Below are 23,711 nucleotides of genomic sequence, written 5' to 3' on the forward strand. Positions count from 1 at the left end.
GTAGTGCGTGTCGCGATGCACCCTACTTTTACGTGAAAAAACAGCGGAAAAAGAATAAAGGACAAATTCATGCAACAGGCAGTCGTCATCGATGCTGTGCGGACTCCCGTGGGACGGGCCTCTGCAGACCAAGGATATTATCGGGATGTCCGTGCCGAAGATCTGTCGGCAGACATCATCAAGGCCCTCGTTGAGCGGACCGGTATCGATCGCAATCTGATCGAGGATGTCAAATGGGGATGCGTACAACAACAGGGCGAACAAGCTTTCGATATCGGCCGCATTGCCGCACTGATGGCCGATTTGCCGATCGAAACCGGCGGCGTCACCATCAACCGCAACTGCGCTTCGAGTCTGCAAGCGATCAACGATTGTGCAATGAGCATTCGCAGTGAATGCGAAGACATTCAAATCGCCGGCGGCGTGGAACATATGGACCACGTTGGTATGAACGACGGTTACAATCCCTGTCCGGGACTGTTTCGCAAATACACCGAAGCTATGATGAACATGGGCATGACCGCCGAATACATGGCTTCGAAGTATCGCATCTCGCGGGAAAAACAGGACGCCTATGCGTGCCGCAGTCATGAATTGGCGGCAAAGGCTACCGACAGCGGCCAGTTTGAAAGCGAGATCATTCCCACCTGGGGCCGCGACAGCGATGGACGCAAGGTGTTGCTCAACGGCGATCAATGCATTCGCCGAGAAACCAACCTCGAGGCACTCGCCGCCCTCCGCCCGGTCTTCAATCCCGCCGGCGGTTCGGTGACTGCGGGGAACAGCTCTCCCACCAACGTGGGCTCAGTGGCGATGCTGATTATGTCGGAACAAAAAGCTCAAGAATTGGGGCTGAAACCGATGGCCAAAATTCGTGCGATGGCCGTGGCGGGTGTCGATCCGGTCGAAATGGGAATCGGACCGGTTCCGGCAGTCCACAAGGTCCTGAAACGCGCGGGTTTGACGTTGGATGATATCGACGCCATCGAACTCAACGAAGCCTTTGCCGTGCAAGTGTTGTCCTGCTTGAAAATGCTGGGCATCGACGAAACCAAGGTCAATACCCGCGGCGGAGCCGTCGCCATCGGCCATCCGCTCGGTGCCAGCGGCGCCCGTATTGCCACCACGTTGCTGCACCGCATGCGTGACGAAGGTGCGAAATACGGAATCGCGACCATGTGTGTCGGGCAAGGGCAGGGGGTTGCAACGGTGTTTGAAGCGATGGACAACTAATCGGCAGCGTGTGAGGCCGGTTTGCCGGTCGAAGTCTGTTGTACGACTTAACAAGGTGCGTCGCGACGCACCCTACTTTTTGATCGTGTTTTATTTGCTATCCCAGATGGAGTGGCATTGTGAGCGAATACAATTTGGGGGCACTACACCGCCGTGTTGCTGAACGTTTGGGACCGCGCACGGCGCTACGATATAAAGAGTATGGTCGGTATCGCGACTATTCCTACGCCGACTACCGCAGCGACGCCGATGCGTTTGCCGCCCACTTGATTAGTCTGGGCATTCAAGCAGGCGATCATATTGGACTGCTCTCCGAGAATCGTTACGAATGGTTGGTCACCGATATCGGCATTCTCTCTGCCGGTGCCGCCGATGTGCCCATGCATGCGCCGTTGTCGCCTAAACAAATTGAATACCAATTGAGCCACAGCGAAGCGCGGGGCGTGATTGTCAGCAATCAACTCCAAGCCGATAAAGTCCTGGAAGTCGCCGGCGATCTGCCCAACCTGGAATTCTTAATCTCCTTTGATCCGCTAGAGCCGCAAACCAAATTGCAGTACTGGACTTGGGATGGCTTTCTGCAAGCAGGTCGAAACCTCGGTGCGGACGGGCAGTACCGCGTGCTCAGCCGCGAAGGGATGGTCGGTTCCGACAGCTTGGCGACGATCATCTATACCAGCGGCACAACCGGCAATCCCAAAGGGGTGATGCTGACCCACGGCAACCTGCAGTCCAATTCCGAAGCAATGCTCGAATCAGGGGCCTCACAAGCGGGGGACCTCTCGCTCAGTTGGCTGCCGTACAGCCATATTTATGCGCGGACGGTCGATCACTATCAGGCGATTCTAGCTCAGATGACGGTCTGCATTGCCGAGTCGGTCGAGACGTTGGTCCTTAATCTCGCAGAAACGCAACCGAGCTGGATGGCCTCAGTGCCACGGTTTTACGAAAAGCTGTGGGCCATGGTTGGTCACCTCGACGCGGAAGTACGCAGCCAACAATTGCAAAAAATCTTCGGCCCCCGGTTACGACAGCTCTCCTCTGGCGGCGCGCCGCTTCCTAAGCATATTGCTGAGGGATTCATCGCTGCGGGTATTTCGCTGATGGATGGTTACGGTTTGACCGAATCATCACCGGTGATTACTTTCAACCGATTGGATGACAATAAAACCGGCACCGTTGGCAAGGCAATCCCCGGCGTGGAAATCAAAATCGGCGACGAAGGCGAAATTCTCACCCGTGGCCCGCACGTGATGAAGGGGTACTGGAAAAACCCAGACGCCACCGCCGAAACCATTGTCGAGGGTTGGTTGCATACCGGCGATGTGGGCGAAATCGACGACGACGGTTTTCTCACAATCACTGACCGCAAGAAGGACCTGATCATCACCTCCGGCGGCAAAAACATTTCGCCCACGGAATTGGAAACGCTGTTGGTCAGCGACGTGTTTATCGACCAAGCTGTGACGTATGGCGACGGGCGGCAATTTGTGTCAGCGTTATTGGTTCCCAATTTCCCGCAACTCGAAGCCAAAGCGGCCGAATTGGGAGCCTCGTTAACCGCCGATGGCGATTTTCTTTGCGAGGACGCGCTCGTCGCGTTCTACGAGGAACGTGTTGCCCGCGTCATGGAGGCGGTCAGCCAACCGGAACGGGTCAAACGCATTTTAGTACTCGCCCGGCCGTTTCAACTGGAAGAGAATGAACTGACCGCCACGCTGAAGGTCCGCCGGCGATTCATCATAGACAAGTACCGTGACCAACTCGATGCGTTGTACACCGCGGCCGTTACAAACGCCGATCAGGGTGACTGATCGGCCAGTCTCTGGGGTGTCATTGACCATCGCGACGATGCGCGAGTGCCGGTAAATGGCGGCGGATGTCTTGCAATCGCTGAAAATCAAGCTCGGCCAGCGCGAACGACTCGCCATCGGCCGCCGTTGCTAAGACCGTTCCCCAGGGATCGACGATCATCGAGCGCCCATAAGACTGCAGCGTCGGCGTATGTCGGCCATGTTGATTGGGGGCAATGACAAAGGCTTGGTTTTCAATGGCGCGTGCGCGGAGCAATACCTCCCAGTGGTCGCAACCAGTTCCAAATGCAAATGCCGCCGGAACGGCGATCACGTCCGCCCGCCGATCGGCCAACGCGCGGAACAGTTCCGGAAAGCGGAGGTCGTAACAAATCGATTGTCCCAGCGTGAAGTCCGGCAATTGTGTACCGACAATCTCTTCGCCCGGCATGACGAACTCCGATTCGCGGACAGTCACCCTGTCCGGAACGTCGACGTCGAATAAATGCCGTTTGCGATAGCAAGCCAACTGTCGGCCGTCGGGGCCGAACAGCAGACTGGTGTTGTAGATTTTCCCGGCAACCTCGGATTGCTCCGCGATGCTGCCGGCTAGCAGCGTAATGCCCAAGTTCGCCGCCAATTCGCTCATCCGCCGACTCGTCGGCCCGGTGATCGGTTCCGCCTCAGCGACGACGGCTTCCCAGCGACCGATGCAATTGAATAATTCCGGCAGTGCTACAAACGAAGCGCCGCGCTGTGCCGCTGCGGTGACAAGCCGCGCCGCTGTATCGACGTTTCGTGACTTCTCTTCAGTAGACTGCAGTTGCACAACAGCGGCAAGGATTTTAGTCATAAGAGGCATTGCTCAGTCTGAAAGATAGAACGTTCCGCGTTTCGGCCGAGATTGTAGCACTTCGTCGGTGATCACCGTAGAATGATCGATTGTGATCGCATCGTCCAGACCGAGCAGCGATTCGATGACAGCACAGAGGAAACAGTGATCAAATCCAGTGAACCTACCGTTACCAAAGATCTCCCCAACCGACCGCTTGCGGTCGTGCGCGACGTGCCATGTAGGCTCTCGAAATAATACACAAATAAAGCGAATAGAAAATGACTGAAAAACAGTGGGTATTAACTGACGTCGCCGGTGGAATTTGGTTGGATGATTTTGACTTAGACCCCCAGGACGGACCATCTTTAGCCGGGGCGACGAATTGGTCGGTACAGAAACGAACCTTGCAGGGCGGGGTTTCGGCCGGGGTGGATGTGGTGGAGGTCGATAACGGACGTTTGACGATGTCGATTTTGCCGACCCGCGGCATGGGACTCTGGAAAGGAGAGTGTGACGGACTGGCGTTGGGATGGAATTCTCCCGTCCCCCAACCGGTCAATCCGGCGTTCGTCAATCAATCCGACCGCAGTGGACTTGGGTGGTTGAGTGGATTCAACGAACTGCTGTGCCGCTGCGGGTTGTCGTCCAACGGCGCGCCCGGGACGGACGTGATTAAAAACAACGAGGGGAACCCCACCGAAACGGAATTGACGCTGCACGGCAAAATCGCCAATACGCCCGCGCACCATGTCGCCGTTTCGATCTCCGATACGGATGCAGGCATGATTTCCGTAACGGGCACGGTCGACGAAACGATGATGTTCGGCCCCAGTTTGCAGTTGGTCTCCACATTTTCGACGACCGCCGGCAGCAATTCGTTTTCGATCATCGACGAGGTGCGGAACCTGCAAGGGACGCCGGCGGAGTTGGAATTGCTGTACCACACGAATTTCGGGAAACCGTTGCTGGAAGAAGGAGCCCAATTGGTGGCTCCAATTCTGGAAATGGCCCCCCGCGACGCCCACGCCGCCGCCGACATCGACAGCTACGACGTTTATTTGGGACCGACGGCTGGCTACGTGGAGCAATGCTATTTCTTCGAACTGGCCGCTGACGAAGCGGGGCAAACGCGCGTCTTACTGCGCAACCGGGCCGGGGATTGCGGACTGAGTATGCGTTATGCGAAAAGTCAACTTCCCTGGCTGACACAATGGAAATGCACACAACTCGATGCAGACGGGTATGTTACGGGGATTGAGCCGGGAACCGATTTCCCCAATCTCAAAACCTTTGAGCGCGAGCAAGGACGGGTGGTCGTCTTGCCCCCGGGGGGAAGCTACCAAGTTCGCATCGATTTTGAGATACACGGAACCGCCGAAGCAGTCGCCGCGACGGAACACGAAATCCGCGCCCTTCAGGAACATTTTGTCGCCAAGGTGCACCGTTCGCCGAACCCAAAGTACTGCGGCAGTTGATGAACATAGCGGCGAGGGCACAGGGTTGTTGGCGAGAAAAAGTGACAAATTCCTCGTCCTAGACCGGGGAATGGGGCGTATGTTGCTAGATTCGATACGGGAATATTTGCTATAGTCGCCGTACTTTCCCAATGACATTCTGGAGGCTGGCTCCCGTTTTTCGTGGTGATGTTGTGTAATCACCCACGGGGGCAAAGGTTTGTCTGCTCAACGAGCCTTTTCTGAAACCCATTTACATTTTTTCGTTCAATCGTCTGTCGGCTCACAATTTTGCGCGTTTCTTGAGGCGACTGCTGTCCGCGACGACGTTTCTCTCGACTCCCAATTGGTTGTTAAAAGTTGTTTCCCAGCATTTGGGAAGTCCAACCGTTGCAACGGGGATTTCCCACGGAAACCGAGAATATCGTTTTATCGACGGACTTGCTTGGCAGTCGCGAAATTTCCGATGTGCATGCCTCCGTATGTTCCGCTCAAAAATTGTTGATGACGACAGTTAAGGATCTCCATGGTCGACCGTAATTTAATTCGTGAATTCAGTATTACCGACGACGAGTTTGAGTCGTATTTTGACACGGCGTTGCAAGAAGGCGAGGATGATTCTCAGGAGATCGATGCGATCTACCGTGAGATGCCCTCCTACGAAACCGGAAGCATCCTGACCGGCGTCGTGCTGCGTCAAGAAGGCACCGACGTCTTGGTCGATGTCGGATATAAAAGCGAAGGCATTGTCCCGGGCAATGAATGGGACGCGGACGAAGATTTCCCCCAACCGGGCGATTCCATCGAAGTCCTCCTGGAAGAAGTCGAGGACGAGATGGGCATGGTCCTGCTTTCCAAACGGAAAGCGGACCGGATTCGTGATTGGGAAAAGGTCATTTCCAAGCACGAGGAAAACGACATTGTCACCGGCAAAGTGGTACGCAAAATCAAAGGCGGATTGCTGGTCAATATCGGCGTCAACGTCTTTTTGCCGGCCAGTCAGGTCGACATCCGCCGTCCTTCGGATATCGGCGATTACATCGGCCGCACTGTGCAGTGCATGATTCTCAAGATCGACGAAACCCGCCGCAATATCGTGGTTTCGCGGCGTAAACTGATCGAAGATCAGCGTCAAGAAATGAAGCGGAGCCTGTTGTCTCGGATCGAAGTCGGACAAATCCGTCGCGGTGTGGTCAAAAACATCGCCGACTTTGGAGCGTTCGTCGACCTGGGCGGCATCGATGGTTTGTTGCACATCACGGACATCACCTGGGCCCGTATCAATCACCCGTCGGAAAAACTGTCGATCGACGACGAGATCGACGTCATGATTCTGAATGTCGATACCGAACGCGAAAAAATCGCACTGGGTCTGAAGCAGAAAGAACCCAGCCCGTGGGACGCGGTCGAAGAACGTTATCCGGTCGGCGACAAAGTCTCCGGCGAAGTTGTCAACGTGATGACCTACGGAGCGTTTGTGAAACTGGAAGATGGTATCGAAGGTTTGGTGCACATCAGCGAGATGTCCTGGACTAAGCGGATCAATCACCCCAACGACCTGGTCCATATCGGCGACATCGTCGATGTGATGGTTTTGGGGATCAACAAGGAGAAAAAGGAAATCTCCTTGGGTATGAAACAGACGACTCCCAACCCCTGGGACGAAGTCGCCGCCAAATACCCGCCCGGTGCCAACATCGACGGAACCGTGCGGAATCTCACCAATTATGGTGCGTTTATCGAAATCGAAGAGGGGATCGACGGGCTGTTGCACATCAGCGACATGTCTTGGACCCGCAAAATTTCGCATGCTAGCGAAATGCTGCAAAAAGGGGACTCGATCAAATGTCAGGTCATTTCAGTGGACCAAGAGCGGAAACGGATCGCCTTGGGACTGAAGCAACTGGAAGAGGACCCGTGGGAAAAAGACATCCCCGACCGTTTCCAACCGGGATCGATCGTACAAGGCAAAGTCACCAAGCTCACCAACTTTGGTGTGTTTGTCGAATTGGAAGACAACCTGGAAGGCTTGTTGCACGTTTCGGAATTGGCTGATCATAAGGTCGAAAATCCTGAAGACGTGGTGAAAGTCGGTGAGGACATCGAAGTTCGCATTCTGCGTGTCGATACGGCTGATCGCAAGATCGGCTTGAGCCGCAAACTTTCTGAGGAAGAAGAGCAAGCCGCTGCTGCCGACGGAGGCACCGAAGGTGGCGCCACCGCTGGTGATTCGGCCGCTATACGCGAACCGCTCAAAGGCGGCATCGGCGGCGGACAAGGTCCGTTGTTCTCAATGGATTCGCCCGAAGCCGAAACGGCGACGGCCGAAGCTGCCACTGAGGAAGCTGCCACCGAAGAACCTGCCACCGAAGAACCTGCCACCGAAGAACCTGCCACCGAAGAACCTGCCACCGAAGAACCTGCTGCGGAAGAAGCAACGACCGAGGAACCCGTCGCTGAGACGGCCGAAGCGGAAGCTACGGATACTGACGCCGAAGAAGCCCCTGCCGAGGAAGCCGAAGAAAAACCGGTGACCGAGTAGGACAAACCCGAATACTCAAAGTGAATGTCGATTCAATTTTTGGTTTCGACGTTTCACTGTCGGGTTTTAGGAACAGCAATTGATAAGAAACTCGTGGCCGCCTGAGTGCGGCCACGAGTTTTTTTCGTAAAAAGCTGCAAATTGCGAGCACCTCCCCGCGTCGATGACTGAAGTCACTTGGTCCCCCTCGATCCGCGCCCATCTAACCGTCAGAACATCTCTGGTCCACACTGCCCAGCATGAGAGGCCGTTATTATTGCGCCACGTGATTCGCACAATGACGGCGAAGGGATCTCCAGAGGCTTTCTAGTTCAGCTATCCCAAATCCCAGGCCGATAACTCAAAACGGCGAACGTTCCGTTACCGGTATTGGATGAATGTTTAACGGTACGTATCAGCCCGCCGCCAAAGCGGAGAATCGTCGCAGGTGTTCTAAACGGTCGTTTGGAACGCACGCTCTTCCGCAGAGGGTGGTCCGGCGCATGGAATGCGAATGAGCCACAGGATTGTCCGGCAATATCGTGATCTTCCACTCGACTCGCAGAATCAATATGAAAACCGACATAGAATCTACAAAAAAAACGCGACGTCGATCTTCTTCGGCCGTGCAAAGTCCGTTGGAGACTTACCTCCGCGAGATCAACGAAACCTCGTTGCTCACCGCGCAAGAGGAGAAGGACCTGGCTTATCGGATTGCGGAATCCGATACCGAAGCCCGGGACCGCATGGTACGGGCCAACTTGCGGCTGGTGGTGAATATCGCCCGCAGTTACACCGGTAAGGGCCTGCCGCTGCCTGACCTGATCGAAGAGGGCAACCTGGGATTGCTCCGCGCCGTAGAAGGGTTCGACCCGGAAATGGGAACGCGGTTTAGCACCTATGCCAGTTATTGGATCAAACAATCCATCAAACGGGCTTTGGTCAATTCGGCCAAGACGATTCGCATCCCCGCTTATATGGTGGAATTGCTTTCCAAGTGGCGTCGCTCATCGGCCCGACTTCAAGATGAGTTAAAACGGACACCGACAGCTGAGGAAATCGCGAAGGATCTGGATATCCCCAAGAAGAAATTGGGGATCGTGAAAAAAGCGATTCAACTCTACAACAACAACCCGCAAACCGACCAAACCGACGGGGGCTGGTCACTCGGTGAAATGATCGCCGATGAGCGGACCAAAGGTCCCGAAGCGGAACTGGTCGATAGCGACAACCTGCGCCACGTTTTTGAAATGCTCGAAAAAATGGACGATCGCGAATCCACAATCCTCCGCATGCGATTCGGCCTCGACGACGGCGAACCACGCACGCTCAAAGAAATCGGCGAAACATTGGGGCTGACCCGCGAACGCGTGCGGCAAATCGAAAGCGAATCGCTAGCGAAACTAGCAACCGGCTTAGCTGTCGATTGATGCCCGGCCAGCCCAATCAAATCCACATCCCCCCGGAATGTCCGGGGTTTTTTTGTGCGCCGGCGACGCCTCCCCAGGTATTTTAAAAAATGTCGCAATTTCCGTGAACCAATTGCCGCGCTGTGCGTCTTAGGTTTCAGAGGCAGTGAAAACCAATTCATTGCCTGCATGAAAACACAAGATAACGCGATTTATTTGCCAACGAGCCAAACGATGTCTTACCTAAAACCAAGTTTTCACCGCGAACCCGAGATGGACCAACAGTCGATCGCCTGCCCGGCGAATATGCTGACCGTCTATCCGTTGCGCACGTGACACCTGGTTTTGATTGTGGGAGAGACTCTCCATAGCCCGGTGTCACAAACGCGACACCGGGCTTTTTTCGTTTCAAAATTTTGAGCAAGGCAACGGACAGTCGTACACCACACAACCCGGGTCGGTAGCTGAGACGGCATAGCGGCGGTCTGAAGAACCGCAGACGAGGATTCGAGCGCCTCCCGACCCACCTATTTTGCAGAGTGGCCACTGACCACTTAATAAAAGCTCCGTTCGTCTAATGGCAGGATCGTGGTTTTTCAGTCCGCAGGCGGGGGTTCGATTCCCCTACGGAGTATTTTTTTGTGGGTTTCAAAACCCTCTGGCACATGCGGCTCAATTTTAGGGTTGGAATGTTTAGAACAACCGCAGCCAGGTTTTGAAACGGGAGTGATTGAGTCTCGTTTTGTTTCGCGAGACCAACAGCGGGATGTAGGGGAACGGTACCCCACGTGGTTTGGGACCACGTAGTCGTCGGTTCGACTCCGACCGTCCCGATTATTGACATTGATCTGGAGAAACCCAATGACACACCTTCGTTATAAACACCGGCACCACACTCACATTCGAGGTCGTGGTGTAACGGCAGCATCCCTGGCTTTTAACCAGGTGGGTGGGGGTTCGAAACCCTCCGGCCTCACTTAAATCGAATCATAATGTTCTGACGCTGCTCTTTGGCAATTCACTCCACAACAAGCGCCCATGATGTAGCGGAAGCCTACCGCCTTGCCATGGCGGAAGCGCGGGTTCAATTCCCGCTGGGCGCTCTCTGTAGTTCGTGTTGAAATTCAACAGGACGTGGGAAAGTTTGGTAATCCGCGTGCCTCGGGCGCACGAGATCGTCGGTTCAAATCCGACCGTCCTGACTCGAAAAAACTATTGCGGTGGGGCCTGTGTTGGTACGGGCGGGCGGCTGTTAACTGTCACGACGCAGGTTCGATTCCTGCCACCGCAGCTTTTATTCAGTAGGTAGGTAGTAGGCAGATAAAGAGTGGCCAGTAGCCAGAAATGTGGGGGAAGCCAAACGGCGGTTAATTGCCAACCCTACAGCCTTCGTCCTCACCCCTGTCCCCTCAAGCCTCAAGCCTTTCCCAATGCGGGGTAGTTTCTGCTGGTAGAAATACGTGGCTTTGAACCACGTGTCCGCAGGTTCGATTCCTGCCCCCGCAATTTTGGAAAAGAGTGGCCAGTGGTCGGTGGCCAGTGGCTAGAGATACGGGGGGAAACCAAACGGCAATTGAATGCCAACCCTACGGCCTAAGGTCTAAAGCCTACGGCTTCTTTCCCTCACGCCTGTCGCCTCAAGCCTCAGGCCTACCCCAAAGTCCTGTGGCCTAGCGGCGAAGGCGGCTCTTTTACACGGAGCGGATCGAGGGTTCGAGTCCCTCCAGGACTACTTGTCATCGGTTTTGAAACTTATTGGTGTGAATTGCACGCCCAGATACGCCAATCGGAAGAGCGGCTCGGTTTAAACCCGAGCGATTGTGAGTTCGAATCTCACTCTGGGTAAATAACAGAGTTGGAAATTATCCAACCCCTGATTTTCAGACAAACAAGTCTCCGTAGAGCAGTCCGGAGTGCTCGCCACCCTGTCACGGTGGAGGTCGTGGGTTCGAATCCCATCGGAGACGCTTTTGATCAGCAGCAAATGGCCTAGCAGTAAATGGCACGGTACGCAAACGGAAAAGCGGCGAAGCTCAAACCTTCGTGATCGTCTGTGGGTTCGACTCCCACCCGTGCTACTCCGCAACACCTTTCGATGTAGAACGATTGATCATCCCACCAAAACTTATTGCTGCAGGCCATTAACAAAAAGTTTTAGCCACAGAGGACACAGAGATCACAGAGAGATGCTGAGATGTAAAAAACGGATTTAGTGTTTCGACATCGCCAACTTTTTCCTCTGCGGTTTTGCGCCTTTGCGTGAGGTATTTCCCACACCGATAGTTACGACAATACGATCGATTTCCCTTTAGAATGAACCGGCCCATTGCGGCTGACGAAAGATAATTTTCAATGACTCATATTACAAATTTTGAACCCGACCCTTTACCGATTTCCCCTCCGGCATCTGAAACTGCACCTCCGCCGGAGCGAGATAATTTGATCCAAGAGCGGTTGCACAGCGTTCTATTATTTATAGGAGACAGCATGCTCGCCGAACGGCCACGACCGCGTCCGCGCGGTTACGTGATGACCCCGTCACCACCGGCGAAGACGTGATCGAAAACAATACCATGGAGGAATTCCCATTTATACTCATCAACGAAATCGAACGGACACTCGCCGCCGACCCCCTCTTTCGACAGGGGCTCGATTATGGACGGCCGCGGCGGGGGCATCCGGAGGGGGCGATCAAAAACCACATCGCCGCCGTGATCCAAAACATCGAGCAGTGGTATGCCCCATCGCCGTACTACCACTCATTACGGCTCGTTGCGCTGATTCATGACACGTTTAAGTTTCAAGTCGATCCGACCAAACAGCGCAGCGGGCCGAATCACCATGGCGCTTATGCCCGGAGATTCGCAGAGCAATACATCACCGACAATGCAGTTTTGGAAATTATTGAATTGCACGACGAGGCCTACAACGCATGGGTCGCAGGTGACCGCCGCGGCAAATGGAAGACAGCGACAACACGGGCAACACGCTTGATCGAGCGATTAGGCAACAACCTCGACCTCTATCGCGCCTTCTATCGCTGCGACAATGAAACAGGAGACAAATCACAAGTAGGACGCGAATGGTTTGAAGCATGGATTGCCAAGACGACGTAACGCAACGTGCCCACCGCCGTCAACATGCGTCGGCTGGGCATTGGCGAGCCCCGGTGGCTGTAACCCACCCGTCCCAACGGACTATGGCGGTTCAACTCCGTCTCGACGCACTGGGGAGGCATGAGGCTTGAGGGAACAGGCGTGAGGAGGGAAGAGGCTGTAGGCTTTAGACCTTAGACCGTAGGGTTGGCAATCGATTGCCGTTTGGTTTACCCCCGCCGTCTCTGGCCACTGGCCACCGGCTACTAACCACTCTTTACTGCCTACTAGCACACGGCCCGTTAGTCTAGCGGCCAAGGATACCGGCCTCTCACGCCGGAGACACGGGTTCAAATCCCGTACGGGCTATTTTTTGAGAAACCAACGTCGGTCAAATGTGCGGGAGCACGTCTGTATCGGCGGATACCGGCCAAGTGGTGAAACTGGTAAACACGCGGCGTTCAGACCGCCGTGCCTTAGGGCATGGGAGTTCGACTCTCCCCTTGGTCACTTTAGGAGGCGTGAGGCTTGAGGCGACAGGCTTGGGGGACAAAGGCCGTAGGCTATAGACCTTAGGAAATAAATCCCTACAGTCTAAGGCCTATGGTCTACTGCCTAAAACAACGCGGGTGAGCGAGTGCTCAGCGGGGCCTCATAAGCCTCGACCGCCGGGTGCGACTCCCGGACCCGCTATTTTGGAGGCGTGAGGCCTGAGGGAAAAAGACTTTCGGCTATAGACCTTAGACCGTAGGGTTGGCAATCAACTGCCGTTTGGCAGACCCCACCGTCTCTGGCCACCGACCACTGGCCACTCCTTTCTGCCTACTGCCTACTAACCCGGCCCTGCGGTTGTGATGGATGCATGACAGTCTTCGAAACTGTTGGACGAGGTTCGATTCCTCGGTGGGGTACTTAATTGTTTTTCAGCGCGAGACGACATCCGGGGATTCAACGCGTTTGAATTTCTGTTCCCGATCCCGTGGTCCAATGGTACGACACCAGCGCGACATGCTGGCAACGATGGTTCAAATCCATCCGGGATCACTTTTGGCAAATGAAGGACGCCCTGCATTGTGCGCGGGGGCACAGGCTTGAGGCTTGAGGCGACAGACGTGAGGGAAAAGGCTGTCGACCATAGTCCGTAGAACGTAGGGTTGGCATTCAACAGCCGTTTGGTTTCGCCCATATGTCTGGCCACTAGCCACCGACCACTGGCCATTCCCTTAAAATACCATCAACGAAAACGGGGCCTGCATGCCGTTGGCGGCGAACTGGGTTTGCAACCCGGTTGGTTGGGTTCGACTCCCAACAGGTCCACTTTGTTATCATCCCGCTAGGTAACTGCCGGACTACTGATCTACAATCCTTTCTCATAGGACACACACGTTTTATGGAACCGCTCGCAATTCAATACAGCGACAATCGCCAACTAACGGTCGAAGAGCTGTTGCCGCTCTACCGCGCCAATGATTGGTCGTCAGCGGACAAACCGGACGTCTTGCACAAGGGGCTATTGGCATCCGATGCATTGGTCACCGCTTGGGACGGCGAGCAGTTGGTTGGATTGGGTAATGCGATTTCTGATGGTCACCTCGTGGTTTATTATCCACATTTGCTGGTATGGCCCGAGTATCACGGACAGGGAATCGGGACTGGCTTGATGCGGTTGCTCATGGACAAATACGCCGGCTTGCATCAACAGATGCTGGTGGCCGATGGCGGGGCGATCGATTTTTATCGCAAGTGTGGATTCGAGCGAGCAGGGCATACCGCAGCGATGTGGATTTATGCCGGAGATGACCATTGAGGGACTAGTTCCGCGCATCCCGGCCCGGTGGTGACACTTAAATCAAATGCAGTCATGGAGAATTGAGACCGAAATGTCGGCAAACGATTGAACCGACTGTCGGCGGTCCGTGTCCTAGCGGACATATGGTATCCGTAGTGTAGTGGCTTCGCATGCGACCCTGTGAAGGTCGAGGTGGTGGGTTCGATTCCCCCCGGATACCCTTGGTAAAAATTTAACAATTTCCCGTCACAATTGACCTCGCAGGTCACACCTGAGAAAATAACAACAGGTTGTATGCCGACGGATCAGGCTGCAGTCTCACACCGCATGCCGAAGGACTTCTCATAGGAGGATACGATGGTAGCTGCCGTTTTAGATCGACCGACGCTGGTCTTGAATCGCAACTGGCAACCAGTAGGCGTGGCGACTGTCGCTCGCGCATTGGTCAAGGTGTTCAGCGAAAACGCCCGCATCGTCGACCCGGCCAACTACCAGACGTACGACTGGTCCGATTGGGCCGAGGTCATGCCGGAAGATGATGAACTGGTCATCCGCACTAGCCAATTGCGCTTGCGGGTGCCTGAGGTCATTACGCTCGTGCAGTACGACCGTGTTCCAGTCAACGCCGTCACATTCAGCCGCCGCAACGTTTTCAAACGTGATCGCTATGCGTGTCAGTATTGTGGTTGCCAACCAGGCAGCAACGAATTGACCATCGACCACGTGTTGCCCCGGTCGCAAGGGGGTGGCTCGAGTTGGACGAACTGCGTGCTGGCATGTGTGGAGTGCAATTCCCGCAAGGCGGACCGCACGCCGGAAGAAGCCCGCATGTTGTTGCGCAAGGAACCGGTACGACCCCAATGGAAGCCGCTGTACGCAACGCACGGACAACGGATCGACAGTTGGTCCAAGTTCATTAGTGAAGCGTACTGGAACGTGGAGTTGGAAGAGTAGCGCGCGTGGAGAACGGCTAACCGATTTTGGACCAGTCTCCGCGCGCCTTTTTTATGAGGCGCGTCGCTTTCAACTGCACGTGGTCGGTTTGGGAATGCATGCCGTACGCTGGCGTGCCTCAATTCCTCACTTACGTCCGTGATGTAATAGCAGCATTGCCGGCTCCAACCCGGCAGGTCAGGGTGCGAATCCTTGCGGACGTGCTTGCTTCTGTTCCTGTCTCTCACACCAACCGACGGCTGGGCGTCGTATTCTGCGCCCGAAATCCGAAAGGTCCCGCATGCGCCAACCTACGCTACTAACAAAACGCCTCACGTTACGGCCGTATCAACAGACCGATGCGCCGCGGATGCAACAATTGGCCGGAGAACGAGTGATTGCAGCCACGACGTTGCGGATTCCGCATCCTTATGCGGATGGTGTTGCGGAAGAGTGGATTGCTAGTGCACTGGAGAGAACAGCGAGCGGCAATGCCTACCACTTTGCCATGGTGCTGACTGAAACCGACCAATTCCTCGGTTCGGTCGGACTGACCGTGCAACGGGAATGGGAACGGGCCGAGCTGGGGTATTGGATCGGTGTCCCCTATTGGGGCCGCGGCTATACCACCGAAGCGGCGATGGAAATCACGCGGTTCGGATTCGAAGATCTGGGACTGAACCGGATTTACGCCTCGGTCTTCGCCAACAACCCGGCTTCGGCGCGAGTGCTAGAAAAAGCGGGGCTGACCTACGAGGGTCGGCACTTACAAGCGATCAAGAAATGGGATGAGTTTCTGGACACGCTGACCTACGCACGGGTCAAGCAGGTTTGATTCGCGAGCCTGATACAAAAAAAACTGGGGATGCCGGCAAATCGGCATCCCCAGTTTTCGTTTTCAGTTTCTTTGGTCAGGCGACCGTTAGGTCATGCTTAGGGGAAGATTGTTCCCGGCGGCACCACTTGCCAGGTAAACGGAAGCTCCCCGGGTAGGACACCCAAGAGGACTGCACCTCCGAAGCCGGGGTCCAGGATGTCGACACCATCTTCGATGCCCGGCAGCGGCCCTTCGACCCGCATCGCACTGAGCCCAATACCTGAATAGAGGAAGTTGTCTGATGCTCCACCTGGTGTTGCCGGCGGCAAACCATTTCTGGCGGCCAAGCGAGCTGCGTTTCGACGTCTTGCCGGATCGGTAAACGGTCCCGGATCGGTTTGATCAACATCCCGTGACTTGAAGACCGCTTCAGCGTTGTCGTAGAAGGCTCCGGAGTTGATGACATCGATCGAGTCCGCCGTATTGCCGTAGAAGACCACGTCGATTCTCGCCAGCGGATCGGACTCGTAACTGTCCACCGTGAATTCCGCGTCGGTCCAGGTACCCGCCGAATCAGGCGGAGCAACCGTCGACGTAAAGGTTTCGATGACAAGATCCTCACCGTAGTTCCCTGACAACATACTGTTGGTCAAGCCGGCGATCACGCCACCGAACCCGTCGCTAGCATATCCTCCGTCGAAGGTGGTACCATAACCGCCGTCCGATGTTCCCACGCGGAGGACAACGCCGCCCATTGTTCCGATGTCGCCGTTCGCATCGATTTCGCTACTATCGATCACCACCGTTGTCGTGGGTCGGGTGTCGATTAAGCCATCGTCAGCCAAGGCCACAGAGCTGGAAACATCTTGCGTTTGAGTTCCCGATGCGGTGTTGACAAGATAGACCCCTTCTTCGCCGTTGGCTGAGATCTGCGAGTCTGTGATGTAGTATTCCGCATCAGCATCTTCTTGCGTCAACAGGTCGACACCGCGTCCTTCGTTGAAGTTGATCTCGGTATCGTTGATCGTGGCAACGATGAAGTCAGCGGTTCCAGATAGCCCGTCTGCACGGAATTCCATACCGTCGCCATTGTTGTTGTTAAACTGGCTGATCCGGGTCGCACTCGCATCGACGTCCATCAGCAACAATGAGCCACCGAAGATCGATTCCCAGTCGAAACCAGCACCAAGGTTGTTGTTGATCCGGTTGCCGTTTAGGTCCAGGATCGTACTCGCCGCTCCGAAGATTTCAACCTGCAATCCGTCGCCGTTATTGCCAAGGACGTCGTTGTCGGTGAGCACCAAATCCAGGTTCGACTGCAGAAAGATACCGTCGCCATCGCCGACCAGATCATCGAATCCGTTATCGTTGATTTCGTTGCGTTCCCAGACGCCTTGCAACAGGATACGCTCAGCCGATGTCATTTGGATACCGCCGAAGCCGTTGCGGTTGATGAAGTTGTCCGCCAGATCCACATCCAGCGTCACGTCCGCTTCGCCATGGAGGCGGAGACCGAGGCCGGCATTGTCAGACATCGAGCTGCGTACGATGTCGACCATCCCATTCGGCACGCGACCGTTGCGGCTATCGATATTTACACCGTGGCCGCCGTTTCTGTCGAAGAACGAGTCGGCAATATCGATACTGAATGCGGAGTCATCGACCCGTTCCACATGGAAACCATCGCCGAAGTTATCCGAGAAGGAACTATCAAACACATCGACCGCCAGCGTTGTATTGAAGTAGCTGACATCCGTCCCGAAACCGTTGCCGGCCACACCCGAGACATCCACGTTATCCATCAGCAAGTTGATCGTGGCAGCGGTGTCGACAGTGACGTAAACACCATCCTCACCGCCGTCGGCGATAATCGTATCGATGATTGCCAAGTCCAAGGTCGTGCCATCAGCGTTTTCCGCACGAATCGAGTCGGCACCTGTCCCGAAAAAGGTCGAATCAGTGATCAGGCCAACACCGGTGGCATTCATCAGATCGATACCGCGACCGCCTCCACTGACCGCGACTTCACGGATCAAGAAATCATCCCCGGATCCGAAGATAGCGGGTTGACCGTCCGGCACCGCAAAGCGGAAGCCGGCAATCTCGGTTCGATCACCGAGCATACTGACAGTGCCACCCAATAGCGGGTTGACTCCCGGTGTAAATCCAGGCAACTCAAACGTGCCTGCGGTAGAAGTATAGAAGTGAACCGTGCCTTCACCCAACAGACGTTGATCGTCTTGCAGTAAAAAGTCGCCTGTCATGCCCGACGATGTGCCATCGCCACGGTTGACGAAGATGATGTCGGCTGCGGAAGGCACCGAACCGGGCAGGGTGCTATAAGGAGCTTCTGCCGAACCGTCTCCACTGTCAGGTGCGGTGTTGTCAACGTGATAGACGATGAACGGTTCCATATCAACAGGGTTGATCGCGACGCTGGATTCCCGAACCACTTTTTCGTTCACAGGAACGCGATACTGCCGTTGGACTTGTTGTGCGAGCATCATGTTGGTCGGCTGGCGTGTCAAGATCGGACGCCGTCCGCCACCGGGGAAGTCGATTGCAATCGACCCCATCACGTTGCTGCCGAAGACACTGTCACTGGTCCATTCCACTTGGCCCCAGATCGATTGTGTGATGTCACCTTGAAAGCGAATTCTAGGACCGGAAGCGTCCTTTTCACCTTCGGCTTCCATGTAATATCCGCCGGCGTAGACTTTAACACCGTAATCACCCAAGAAGGGAACCGGCATCCCGATTTCAGCATCAAACCCAGAGTAAGGGACCTCATACAGTGAATCGGTCGCTTGAGCGATGTTGTATCCGGAGAATATAGGAATGCCCGTCGTGCGACCGACGAATCCTCCGCCGGTGTCGCTGGCAATATAGCCGTTCGCACGATAATCGAGGCCGTTATCGGTCAATGACGCCAAACTGATACCGAAGCGATCGTAGTTGAATTCGTTGCTGTCATCGTAGTCCCACCAACCGCTGACACTATACATGCGGTTCATCGTTTCGTTGTAGTGACGATAGCCCAGGCCGACGTTGCCGCCGTATTCGGCAGAGTTCGTGGCGTAGCCGCGACCTTCGATGAATACCAGGCTAGTACCCGGATCGATGTGGAACGGTACCATCGCACCCAGCGTTTGATACCCGTCCTTAACGAACGAAGGATTGATGTCGCTACGGAAGCGGAATTGAATCCCAAATGGATCCGCTGCGCGATACGGTCCGGGGCTCCCCACGGTTGTCACCCCGGTGGGTCCACCATTCATCGATTCAGTACTCCACTGAGTGGGAGTGACATAAGCCGTTCCGGTGGTTTCATTGTTCGCAAGACGAACGCTACCCGCGTCGTCTGCCGCATGGACCGGTGACCATAGCATGGCCGTGATCAACACGATTCTCAAGGGGACGTTTACTCGTCTCGTATTCATGGATCGCTCCAAAAGGCTTGCCGCGTGAACACGCATAATGTTGTCTCACCAGTCAGGATTACTCTGATTTCATCCGAATTTGTATCCGAAATCGGCGAAATGCCGCTGCAACTCAACGCCCCCTACTGCGACAAAAAATGCTCTCACACGGCCAAAAACCACGTGCCGACCGCTTAGATTTGCGGTAGAGCATCCATTTGGCAACCGCCCTCCACAGAGGAGATAGACTTTGACGGTTGTAATGAATGTTCGCAGTATTCTGATTGTTCGGAATATTCCAGGCGCAAGTTGAGTCGAATCTCCCAGGAAAGCGGAATCCGGGTAAGAGTTACCGATTATTCACCCACTGCATGGAGATTTAGGGGTACTGGGGGGAACTGCGAGGCTGTTCACATTTCGAGATGCGTCCGCCCTTAATCCGTTCCAAGATGCTGCGCAGAAAATGCCTATCTCGTTCCCGGCTAACCTCCCAGGAAATAGCATTCCCACTGTGGAGCGTCGTCGAGTCCGACACGGGAGCTTTGGAGACACGGCACAGATTTGCATGTCGAAGACAACCGTATCAGTCGCGCTCGCCGCTTGGACGCTGGCGTTTTTCCGAAGCGAAGCGGTGAGTGGATCACTTTGCGGGGGCTGCGTACTTGCCTCACTCCTGGGTTGCGTTATCAAGCTCACGCACAGCGGCAGCAAGTGATCTGAGATGCTCATCGAGTTTGTCAGGAACACTAATAGCGGTCCTGCATTGCCATCGCAATTGCCCGGCCGCAAGTAGGTAGGAGTCGCTAGGAGTCGCCTGAACCAGTTGCAAAAACGCCTGCCGCTTCTTGGGTGTGAGCCAATCCACTCCAGCTGCGGACCCACTATTTTCGACGTTCACATTCTGGTCAAACTCTGCATCACCGGATTGGAATCGATGCTCATTCAAGGCCAGCTGCACATCACCCACCAGACCGCCAGCGGATTCGATGAGCAGATCGCCTGGTGGTGGATGATGCAAGAAAACAGCCATGGAAATGACTTCGACTCCCAGCGGCCCTGTATCAGAGCTTTCCGGAGAAATCGCCAGTTCAAAACGGCGTCCCTCAAGCAACCCCTTGACCTGGGGCTGTCCCTCGACAACCTGATACTGGAATCCATTGCGTCGCGCAAACGCCTGCCAGACATTTTCGCGCCGTCTACGCAGCACGATCGTGACCAGAATCGCTAGCACGACTATGATCAAGACCGTCACTGCGACCGCATTAAAATTGACGGCCGACGATAGTAAGGCAAGGTGTTCCATGGTACTCCTTCAACCGCGATCCTACTGCATGTCGTCAATCACGTGCCGATCACACTCCCATAGAGACACCTGTTGAAGAGCTCCTGGCTGGCAAGTGTCCATTCAAGAAATACTAACCGGCTCACTTCCGCACAATAACCCAGACCGCGTGAATGATCCCCGGGACGTATCCCAAAATCGTCAGCAGGATATTCAGCCAGAAATGCATTCCAAAGCCGACCTGAAGAAACACACCGACCGGAGGCAGCAGGATGGCCAGTAAAATACGGACGATATCTGCCGACGGTGATTTAGCGTCGTGGGATACGGGAGAAACTTGGTTAGACATTTTGGACTCCTTATAAGTCGTTTGAAAACCCTCCGGCGCGTCCAGCTGACACTGATTTGTAAGTTGTCGGAACAAGCGCGACCGGGTTTTAAAACAGGTTCTAGGCGTTTTGGGTTGAAAATAATAGGAAATTCAGTGCTGGCGTTGACTGCGACTGCATCAGCCAGCATTACACGGGGCTGGTGTCCATCACCATGTTGCGTTCCCCTAACACACGGTCGAATTCCAGAATGGCAGCCGGATCCTGGCTGACCATTTTGACTTTGGCTAGGTTCTCACGTGCCGTTTTTTCCTCTTCGACCTGCTCCGTGATGAACCACTGAAGCTCGACGAGCGAAGCGAACGCGCGTTGTTCCAGTGCCATTTGAAAGACAGCGTCGATCCGCTGTGAGTTCTCTTCTTCCTGCTTCAAAGCAGCGTGAAAGACTTCGACAATCGATTCAAACTCTGCTTTGGGCGGTTCGACTTGCTTCAATTGCACGGGAGCATTCCGTTCGACCAAGAATTCGTAGAGTTTCATCGCATGCGTGTACTCTTCTTGAGCCTGTGCCCGCAACCATAATGCACTGCCATTTAGTTGTTGCGACGAGCACCAAGCCGACATTCCCAGATAGGAATACCACGCCGATAATTCTGATCCGACTTGTTCATTCAAGGCGTTAAATACGAGTTCTTTAGTCATGATTGGCCTCAACTGGTTGTCTTTGTGATGATTCGAACGTTCAATTTGCATTTCTCGCGACAGTCTTTCTTTTAAGAGCAGTTGCCGTGCCGATCGTGCTTGTGCGATAACCCGGGGGCGTTTTTTGCCGCAAAACGTTTGGAAACGGGTTGATTTTGAGGCGGCAGATGGAAATATCGGTTTCGCTTCAGGCTAAGAAGGCCTGGAGATGGTCGCCGAACGACCAATCCGATGGAAGGGCGTGCAGTGTTGTCTGACTCTACGTGCTCAAGGATTAAAGGAAGCGCATCTATGAGTGTTACACCCATTCATCTTCTCTGGAACAGTCACGCCGGCACAGCTGAGGCGAATCAAGATGTGCTGGCGTTGTTTCAAAGTCGCCCTGATGTGACGGTGCACCAACCCGGTTCGGATGCCGAAGCACGTACGCTGGTGGAACAAGTCTCCCGTGACGGCGCTGAGACCGTGATTGCCGCTGGGGGTGACGGGACCGTGTACTCTGTTGTGCAGGGGTTAATGCACGCGGGAGCCACGTCGACTTTAGGAATCCTGCCGTTGGGAACCGGGAACGACTTTTGCCGGACGCTGGCTGTTCCTCTCGACGTTCAGAAAGCCGCCGAAGTTGTCAACGTGGCTGAGACAAGGCAAGTTGACCTCGTACGAGCCTTAACCGACAACGAATCCACACACTTCAGCAACATGGCCACGGGAGGCAACACTGGTCAATTCATGGATCAATTGACCGCTGAAATGAAACAGTTCTGGGGGCCGTTGGTCTATCTCCGCGGTGTCGTCGACGTCCTCTCGGAGTTGATTCGGTACGACTTGACCGTGCAGTTTGACGATCAACCACCGCAACACATTGAGGCGCTGAACGTTTTTGTGGCCAACGGACGCACATCGGGCACCGGTCTCATCGTAGCTCCAGATGCGAGTCTTGAAGATGGCTTCGTGGATGTTGTGATCGTCCGCGATTGCGAACCAATTCAAATCGCCGGTCTCGCCACCGATTACGCGTTGGGGGACTATCGGCAAAATGAGAACATTCTTTACCAGCGCGCAGAAAAGGTCCGAATTGAATCCGACCCGCCGATGGCCTTCACCGCTGATGGGAATTTGCTCACCAAGGGCGCCGTGGAGTTCGAGGTTTGCCCCTCTGCTCTGAAAGTGATCGTCGGTGCCGATTATGTGGTGTCGCCTGAATTGCCGAACTGAGAGCTGCAGCAGCTTTACGGTTTTGTGATAGGCAATTGTGCGTCGCCGATCCATCCCGGATCGACAGCAACACCGCCAATGGCTTTCAAGCCGATCGCCACTCCTCCGTAGGCGAATCCACCGAGGGCCACGCCTCCGACTACTCCCAACAAACCGAACGCGCACCCCCCTAAACTGAAAAGCCCACACGCTAGTCCGCCGATGGCCACTCCGCCTTGAGCGATGCCGCCGACAGCAATCATTCCCGTGGCTTTATCACCGATGGCGAGAATCCCTTTGGCATGCCCGCGTGCCTCGCCGCTTTCAAAATCGGGACCGATGGCGACGTCATAGAGCGGCATCCCAAGAAGTTTTTTGTGGGAGCGGGAGCGAACGGACTTTTTCGCCTTCGTCGATTCTTGTTGAACATGAAGTTCGTTTTCGAGTTTTTCGACGCGCGCTTCCAGATCTTCACGGGATTCACTCATCTCGAAACCTCCACAACAAATTGATCAATGATGCTGGCGTTTAACGGAGTTTTGCGGGGCTATCGATGTCGAGCGCGTGGTAGTCAAGGACATCGGGAGGGGAGAAAAAACATTACTTGGATGGTCGTCGTGTAATGAAACCCAATATGGCGGCAAATAGTGCCCCTCCAATAATTGACCAGAGGATTGGGAAGGAAGTGTCGCCCACGGTAACGGCGAACAAATCCGGTAGTTCAGCCAAGCGTGCCAGCCAGGTGCCCAAAAAGGCCCCGATGAACCCAATCACGATGGAAACCAGACATCCCCCGCGCGAATAGCCACAGAGCGCCTGCGCCAATCCGCCACAAATTCCAGCAATTAATAACAATAACAGGATTTCAGGAATTGACATCTGTTCGATCTTTTTAAGAGGGACTGT

At 54.7% G+C, this 23,711-nt stretch carries 17 protein-coding genes and 17 tRNA genes; 27 read left to right on the forward strand and 7 right to left on the reverse strand.

The genetic code is table 11. The annotated features are described in order from the left end of the window. The first annotated feature begins 69 nt into the window (after nucleotides 1-69). A complete protein-coding gene (locus CA54_RS15755; protein WP_146371784.1) occupies nucleotides 70-1,233 on the forward strand; it encodes an acetyl-CoA C-acyltransferase in 1,164 nt (387 codons plus the stop codon). Between the two features lie 119 nt (nucleotides 1,234-1,352). Beyond that, on the forward strand, nucleotides 1,353-3,047 hold the full coding sequence (locus CA54_RS15760; RefSeq protein WP_197532490.1) for an AMP-dependent synthetase/ligase: 1,695 nt from the start codon (nucleotides 1,353-1,355) through the stop codon (nucleotides 3,045-3,047). Nucleotides 3,048-3,066: 19 nt separating this feature from the next. On the opposite strand, the gene CA54_RS15765 is transcribed toward CA54_RS15760, so the two are convergent. Continuing rightward, nucleotides 3,067-3,888, reverse strand: a complete 822-nt coding sequence (locus tag CA54_RS15765) for a carbon-nitrogen hydrolase family protein (protein ID WP_146371786.1) — start codon at nucleotides 3,886-3,888, stop codon at nucleotides 3,067-3,069. Between the two features lie 251 nt (nucleotides 3,889-4,139). Here CA54_RS15765 and CA54_RS15770 point away from each other — a divergent pair, with 251 nt between their 5' ends. From CA54_RS15770 to CA54_RS15870, 24 genes are all read left to right on the forward strand, one after another. Further along, the gene (locus CA54_RS15770) at nucleotides 4,140-5,336 is read left to right on the forward strand and encodes an aldose 1-epimerase family protein (protein WP_146371787.1); all 1,197 of its coding nucleotides are present in this window, start codon (nucleotides 4,140-4,142) and stop codon (nucleotides 5,334-5,336) included. Nucleotides 5,337-5,841: 505 nt separating this feature from the next. Then, nucleotides 5,842-7,857, forward strand: a complete 2,016-nt coding sequence (locus CA54_RS15775) for a 30S ribosomal protein S1 (protein WP_146371788.1) — start codon at nucleotides 5,842-5,844, stop codon at nucleotides 7,855-7,857. A gap of 551 nt (nucleotides 7,858-8,408) precedes the next feature. Continuing rightward, nucleotides 8,409-9,266, forward strand: a complete 858-nt coding sequence (locus tag CA54_RS15780) for a sigma-70 family RNA polymerase sigma factor (RefSeq protein WP_146371789.1) — start codon at nucleotides 8,409-8,411, stop codon at nucleotides 9,264-9,266. Nucleotides 9,267-9,699: 433 nt separating this feature from the next. Further along, nucleotides 9,700-9,771: transfer RNA gene (locus tag CA54_RS15785), tRNA-Phe, on the forward strand. A gap of 37 nt (nucleotides 9,772-9,808) precedes the next feature. Further along, nucleotides 9,809-9,879: transfer RNA gene (locus CA54_RS15790), tRNA-Glu, on the forward strand. A gap of 128 nt (nucleotides 9,880-10,007) precedes the next feature. Continuing rightward, nucleotides 10,008-10,079 (forward strand) — tRNA-Pro (locus CA54_RS15795). Nucleotides 10,080-10,149: 70 nt separating this feature from the next. Then, nucleotides 10,150-10,221 (forward strand) — tRNA-Lys (locus CA54_RS15800). A gap of 56 nt (nucleotides 10,222-10,277) precedes the next feature. Next, nucleotides 10,278-10,348, forward strand: a tRNA-Gly gene (locus CA54_RS15805). A 25-nt stretch (nucleotides 10,349-10,373) separates the two neighbouring features. Beyond that, nucleotides 10,374-10,447: transfer RNA gene (locus CA54_RS15810), tRNA-Pro, on the forward strand. 14 nt (nucleotides 10,448-10,461) lie between these two features. Beyond that, a tRNA-Asn gene (locus CA54_RS29395) sits at nucleotides 10,462-10,536 on the forward strand. 140 nt (nucleotides 10,537-10,676) lie between these two features. Next, nucleotides 10,677-10,751: transfer RNA gene (locus tag CA54_RS15815), tRNA-Gln, on the forward strand. A gap of 153 nt (nucleotides 10,752-10,904) precedes the next feature. Beyond that, nucleotides 10,905-10,977 (forward strand) — tRNA-Val (locus CA54_RS15820). A gap of 39 nt (nucleotides 10,978-11,016) precedes the next feature. Continuing rightward, nucleotides 11,017-11,090 (forward strand) — tRNA-Leu (locus CA54_RS15825). 47 nt (nucleotides 11,091-11,137) lie between these two features. After that, nucleotides 11,138-11,212 (forward strand) — tRNA-Asp (locus CA54_RS15830). A 34-nt stretch (nucleotides 11,213-11,246) separates the two neighbouring features. Beyond that, nucleotides 11,247-11,323 (forward strand) — tRNA-Leu (locus CA54_RS29400). A 495-nt stretch (nucleotides 11,324-11,818) separates the two neighbouring features. Then, nucleotides 11,819-12,361 (forward strand): hypothetical protein, encoded by a 543-nt coding sequence (locus CA54_RS15835; RefSeq protein ID WP_146371790.1) that lies wholly within the window; start codon nucleotides 11,819-11,821, stop codon nucleotides 12,359-12,361. A 275-nt stretch (nucleotides 12,362-12,636) separates the two neighbouring features. Further along, nucleotides 12,637-12,709: transfer RNA gene (locus tag CA54_RS15840), tRNA-Glu, on the forward strand. Nucleotides 12,710-12,768: 59 nt separating this feature from the next. Further along, a tRNA-Leu gene (locus CA54_RS15845) sits at nucleotides 12,769-12,850 on the forward strand. Between the two features lie 463 nt (nucleotides 12,851-13,313). After that, nucleotides 13,314-13,384 (forward strand) — tRNA-Val (locus CA54_RS15850). A 202-nt stretch (nucleotides 13,385-13,586) separates the two neighbouring features. Further along, nucleotides 13,587-13,657: transfer RNA gene (locus CA54_RS29405), tRNA-Ala, on the forward strand. A 73-nt stretch (nucleotides 13,658-13,730) separates the two neighbouring features. Then, nucleotides 13,731-14,147 (forward strand): GNAT family N-acetyltransferase, encoded by a 417-nt coding sequence (locus tag CA54_RS15855; protein ID WP_146371791.1) that lies wholly within the window; start codon nucleotides 13,731-13,733, stop codon nucleotides 14,145-14,147. A 128-nt stretch (nucleotides 14,148-14,275) separates the two neighbouring features. Continuing rightward, nucleotides 14,276-14,349 (forward strand) — tRNA-His (locus CA54_RS15860). A gap of 137 nt (nucleotides 14,350-14,486) precedes the next feature. Continuing rightward, complete coding sequence (locus tag CA54_RS15865; RefSeq protein ID WP_145378724.1) at nucleotides 14,487-15,083, forward strand: HNH endonuclease; 597 nt, start codon at nucleotides 14,487-14,489, stop codon at nucleotides 15,081-15,083. A 280-nt stretch (nucleotides 15,084-15,363) separates the two neighbouring features. Further along, nucleotides 15,364-15,897, forward strand: coding sequence for a GNAT family N-acetyltransferase (locus CA54_RS15870; RefSeq protein ID WP_146371792.1), 534 nt, complete (start codon nucleotides 15,364-15,366; stop codon nucleotides 15,895-15,897). 98 nt (nucleotides 15,898-15,995) lie between these two features. On the opposite strand, the gene CA54_RS15875 is transcribed toward CA54_RS15870, so the two are convergent. From CA54_RS15875 to CA54_RS15890, 4 genes are all read right to left on the reverse strand, one after another. After that, complete coding sequence (locus CA54_RS15875) at nucleotides 15,996-19,319, reverse strand: right-handed parallel beta-helix repeat-containing protein (protein WP_197532492.1); 3,324 nt, start codon at nucleotides 19,317-19,319, stop codon at nucleotides 15,996-15,998. Nucleotides 19,320-19,965: 646 nt separating this feature from the next. Beyond that, nucleotides 19,966-20,601, reverse strand: a complete 636-nt coding sequence (locus tag CA54_RS15880; RefSeq protein WP_146371794.1) for a hypothetical protein — start codon at nucleotides 20,599-20,601, stop codon at nucleotides 19,966-19,968. A 121-nt stretch (nucleotides 20,602-20,722) separates the two neighbouring features. Next, nucleotides 20,723-20,875: a YqaE/Pmp3 family membrane protein gene (locus CA54_RS15885; protein WP_231963119.1), complete on the reverse strand. Its 153-nt coding sequence runs from the start codon at nucleotides 20,873-20,875 to the stop codon at nucleotides 20,723-20,725. A 223-nt stretch (nucleotides 20,876-21,098) separates the two neighbouring features. Beyond that, on the reverse strand, nucleotides 21,099-21,611 hold the full coding sequence (locus CA54_RS15890; RefSeq protein ID WP_197532493.1) for a ferritin: 513 nt from the start codon (nucleotides 21,609-21,611) through the stop codon (nucleotides 21,099-21,101). Between the two features lie 291 nt (nucleotides 21,612-21,902). Between CA54_RS15890 and CA54_RS15895 the strand changes: the two genes are divergently transcribed. Next, a complete protein-coding gene (locus tag CA54_RS15895) occupies nucleotides 21,903-22,826 on the forward strand; it encodes a diacylglycerol/lipid kinase family protein (protein WP_197532494.1) in 924 nt (307 codons plus the stop codon). A 14-nt stretch (nucleotides 22,827-22,840) separates the two neighbouring features. Here the strand turns inward: CA54_RS15895 and CA54_RS15900 are convergent, their stop codons facing one another. After that, nucleotides 22,841-23,293 carry a hypothetical protein gene (locus CA54_RS15900; RefSeq protein ID WP_146371798.1) on the reverse strand — a complete coding sequence of 151 codons (453 nt, stop codon included), beginning with the start codon at nucleotides 23,291-23,293 and terminating at the stop codon, nucleotides 22,841-22,843. A gap of 112 nt (nucleotides 23,294-23,405) precedes the next feature. Further along, complete coding sequence (locus CA54_RS15905) at nucleotides 23,406-23,684, reverse strand: GlsB/YeaQ/YmgE family stress response membrane protein (RefSeq protein WP_146371799.1); 279 nt, start codon at nucleotides 23,682-23,684, stop codon at nucleotides 23,406-23,408. Between the last annotated feature and the right edge of the window lie 27 nt (nucleotides 23,685-23,711).

The organism is Symmachiella macrocystis, from assembly GCF_007860075.1.
Classification (GTDB): Bacteria; Planctomycetota; Planctomycetia; order Planctomycetales; family Planctomycetaceae; genus Symmachiella; species Symmachiella macrocystis.

Bases quoted from the DNA above. Each gene is read 5' to 3' on its own strand.
- CA54_RS15890 (WP_197532493.1), bottom strand. From the start codon at position 21,611: ATGACTAAAGAACTCGTATTTAACGCCTTGAATGAACAAGTCGGATCA.
- CA54_RS15870 (WP_146371792.1), top strand. From the start codon at position 15,364: ATGCGCCAACCTACGCTACTAACAAAACGCCTCACGTTACGGCCGTAT.
- CA54_RS15905 (WP_146371799.1), bottom strand. From the start codon at position 23,684: ATGTCAATTCCTGAAATCCTGTTATTGTTATTAATTGCTGGAATTTGT.
- CA54_RS15780 (WP_146371789.1), top strand. From the start codon at position 8,409: ATGAAAACCGACATAGAATCTACAAAAAAAACGCGACGTCGATCTTCT.
- CA54_RS15775 (WP_146371788.1), top strand. From the start codon at position 5,842: ATGGTCGACCGTAATTTAATTCGTGAATTCAGTATTACCGACGACGAG.
- CA54_RS15765 (WP_146371786.1), bottom strand. From the start codon at position 3,888: ATGCCTCTTATGACTAAAATCCTTGCCGCTGTTGTGCAACTGCAGTCT.
- CA54_RS15900 (WP_146371798.1), bottom strand. From the start codon at position 23,293: ATGAGTGAATCCCGTGAAGATCTGGAAGCGCGCGTCGAAAAACTCGAA.
- CA54_RS15880 (WP_146371794.1), bottom strand. From the start codon at position 20,601: ATGGAACACCTTGCCTTACTATCGTCGGCCGTCAATTTTAATGCGGTC.
- CA54_RS15835 (WP_146371790.1), top strand. From the start codon at position 11,819: ATGGAGGAATTCCCATTTATACTCATCAACGAAATCGAACGGACACTC.
- CA54_RS15755 (WP_146371784.1), top strand. From the start codon at position 70: ATGCAACAGGCAGTCGTCATCGATGCTGTGCGGACTCCCGTGGGACGG.
- CA54_RS15855 (WP_146371791.1), top strand. From the start codon at position 13,731: ATGGAACCGCTCGCAATTCAATACAGCGACAATCGCCAACTAACGGTC.
- CA54_RS15770 (WP_146371787.1), top strand. From the start codon at position 4,140: ATGACTGAAAAACAGTGGGTATTAACTGACGTCGCCGGTGGAATTTGG.
- CA54_RS15865 (WP_145378724.1), top strand. From the start codon at position 14,487: ATGGTAGCTGCCGTTTTAGATCGACCGACGCTGGTCTTGAATCGCAAC.
- CA54_RS15875 (WP_197532492.1), bottom strand. From the start codon at position 19,319: ATGAATACGAGACGAGTAAACGTCCCCTTGAGAATCGTGTTGATCACG.
- CA54_RS15895 (WP_197532494.1), top strand. From the start codon at position 21,903: ATGAGTGTTACACCCATTCATCTTCTCTGGAACAGTCACGCCGGCACA.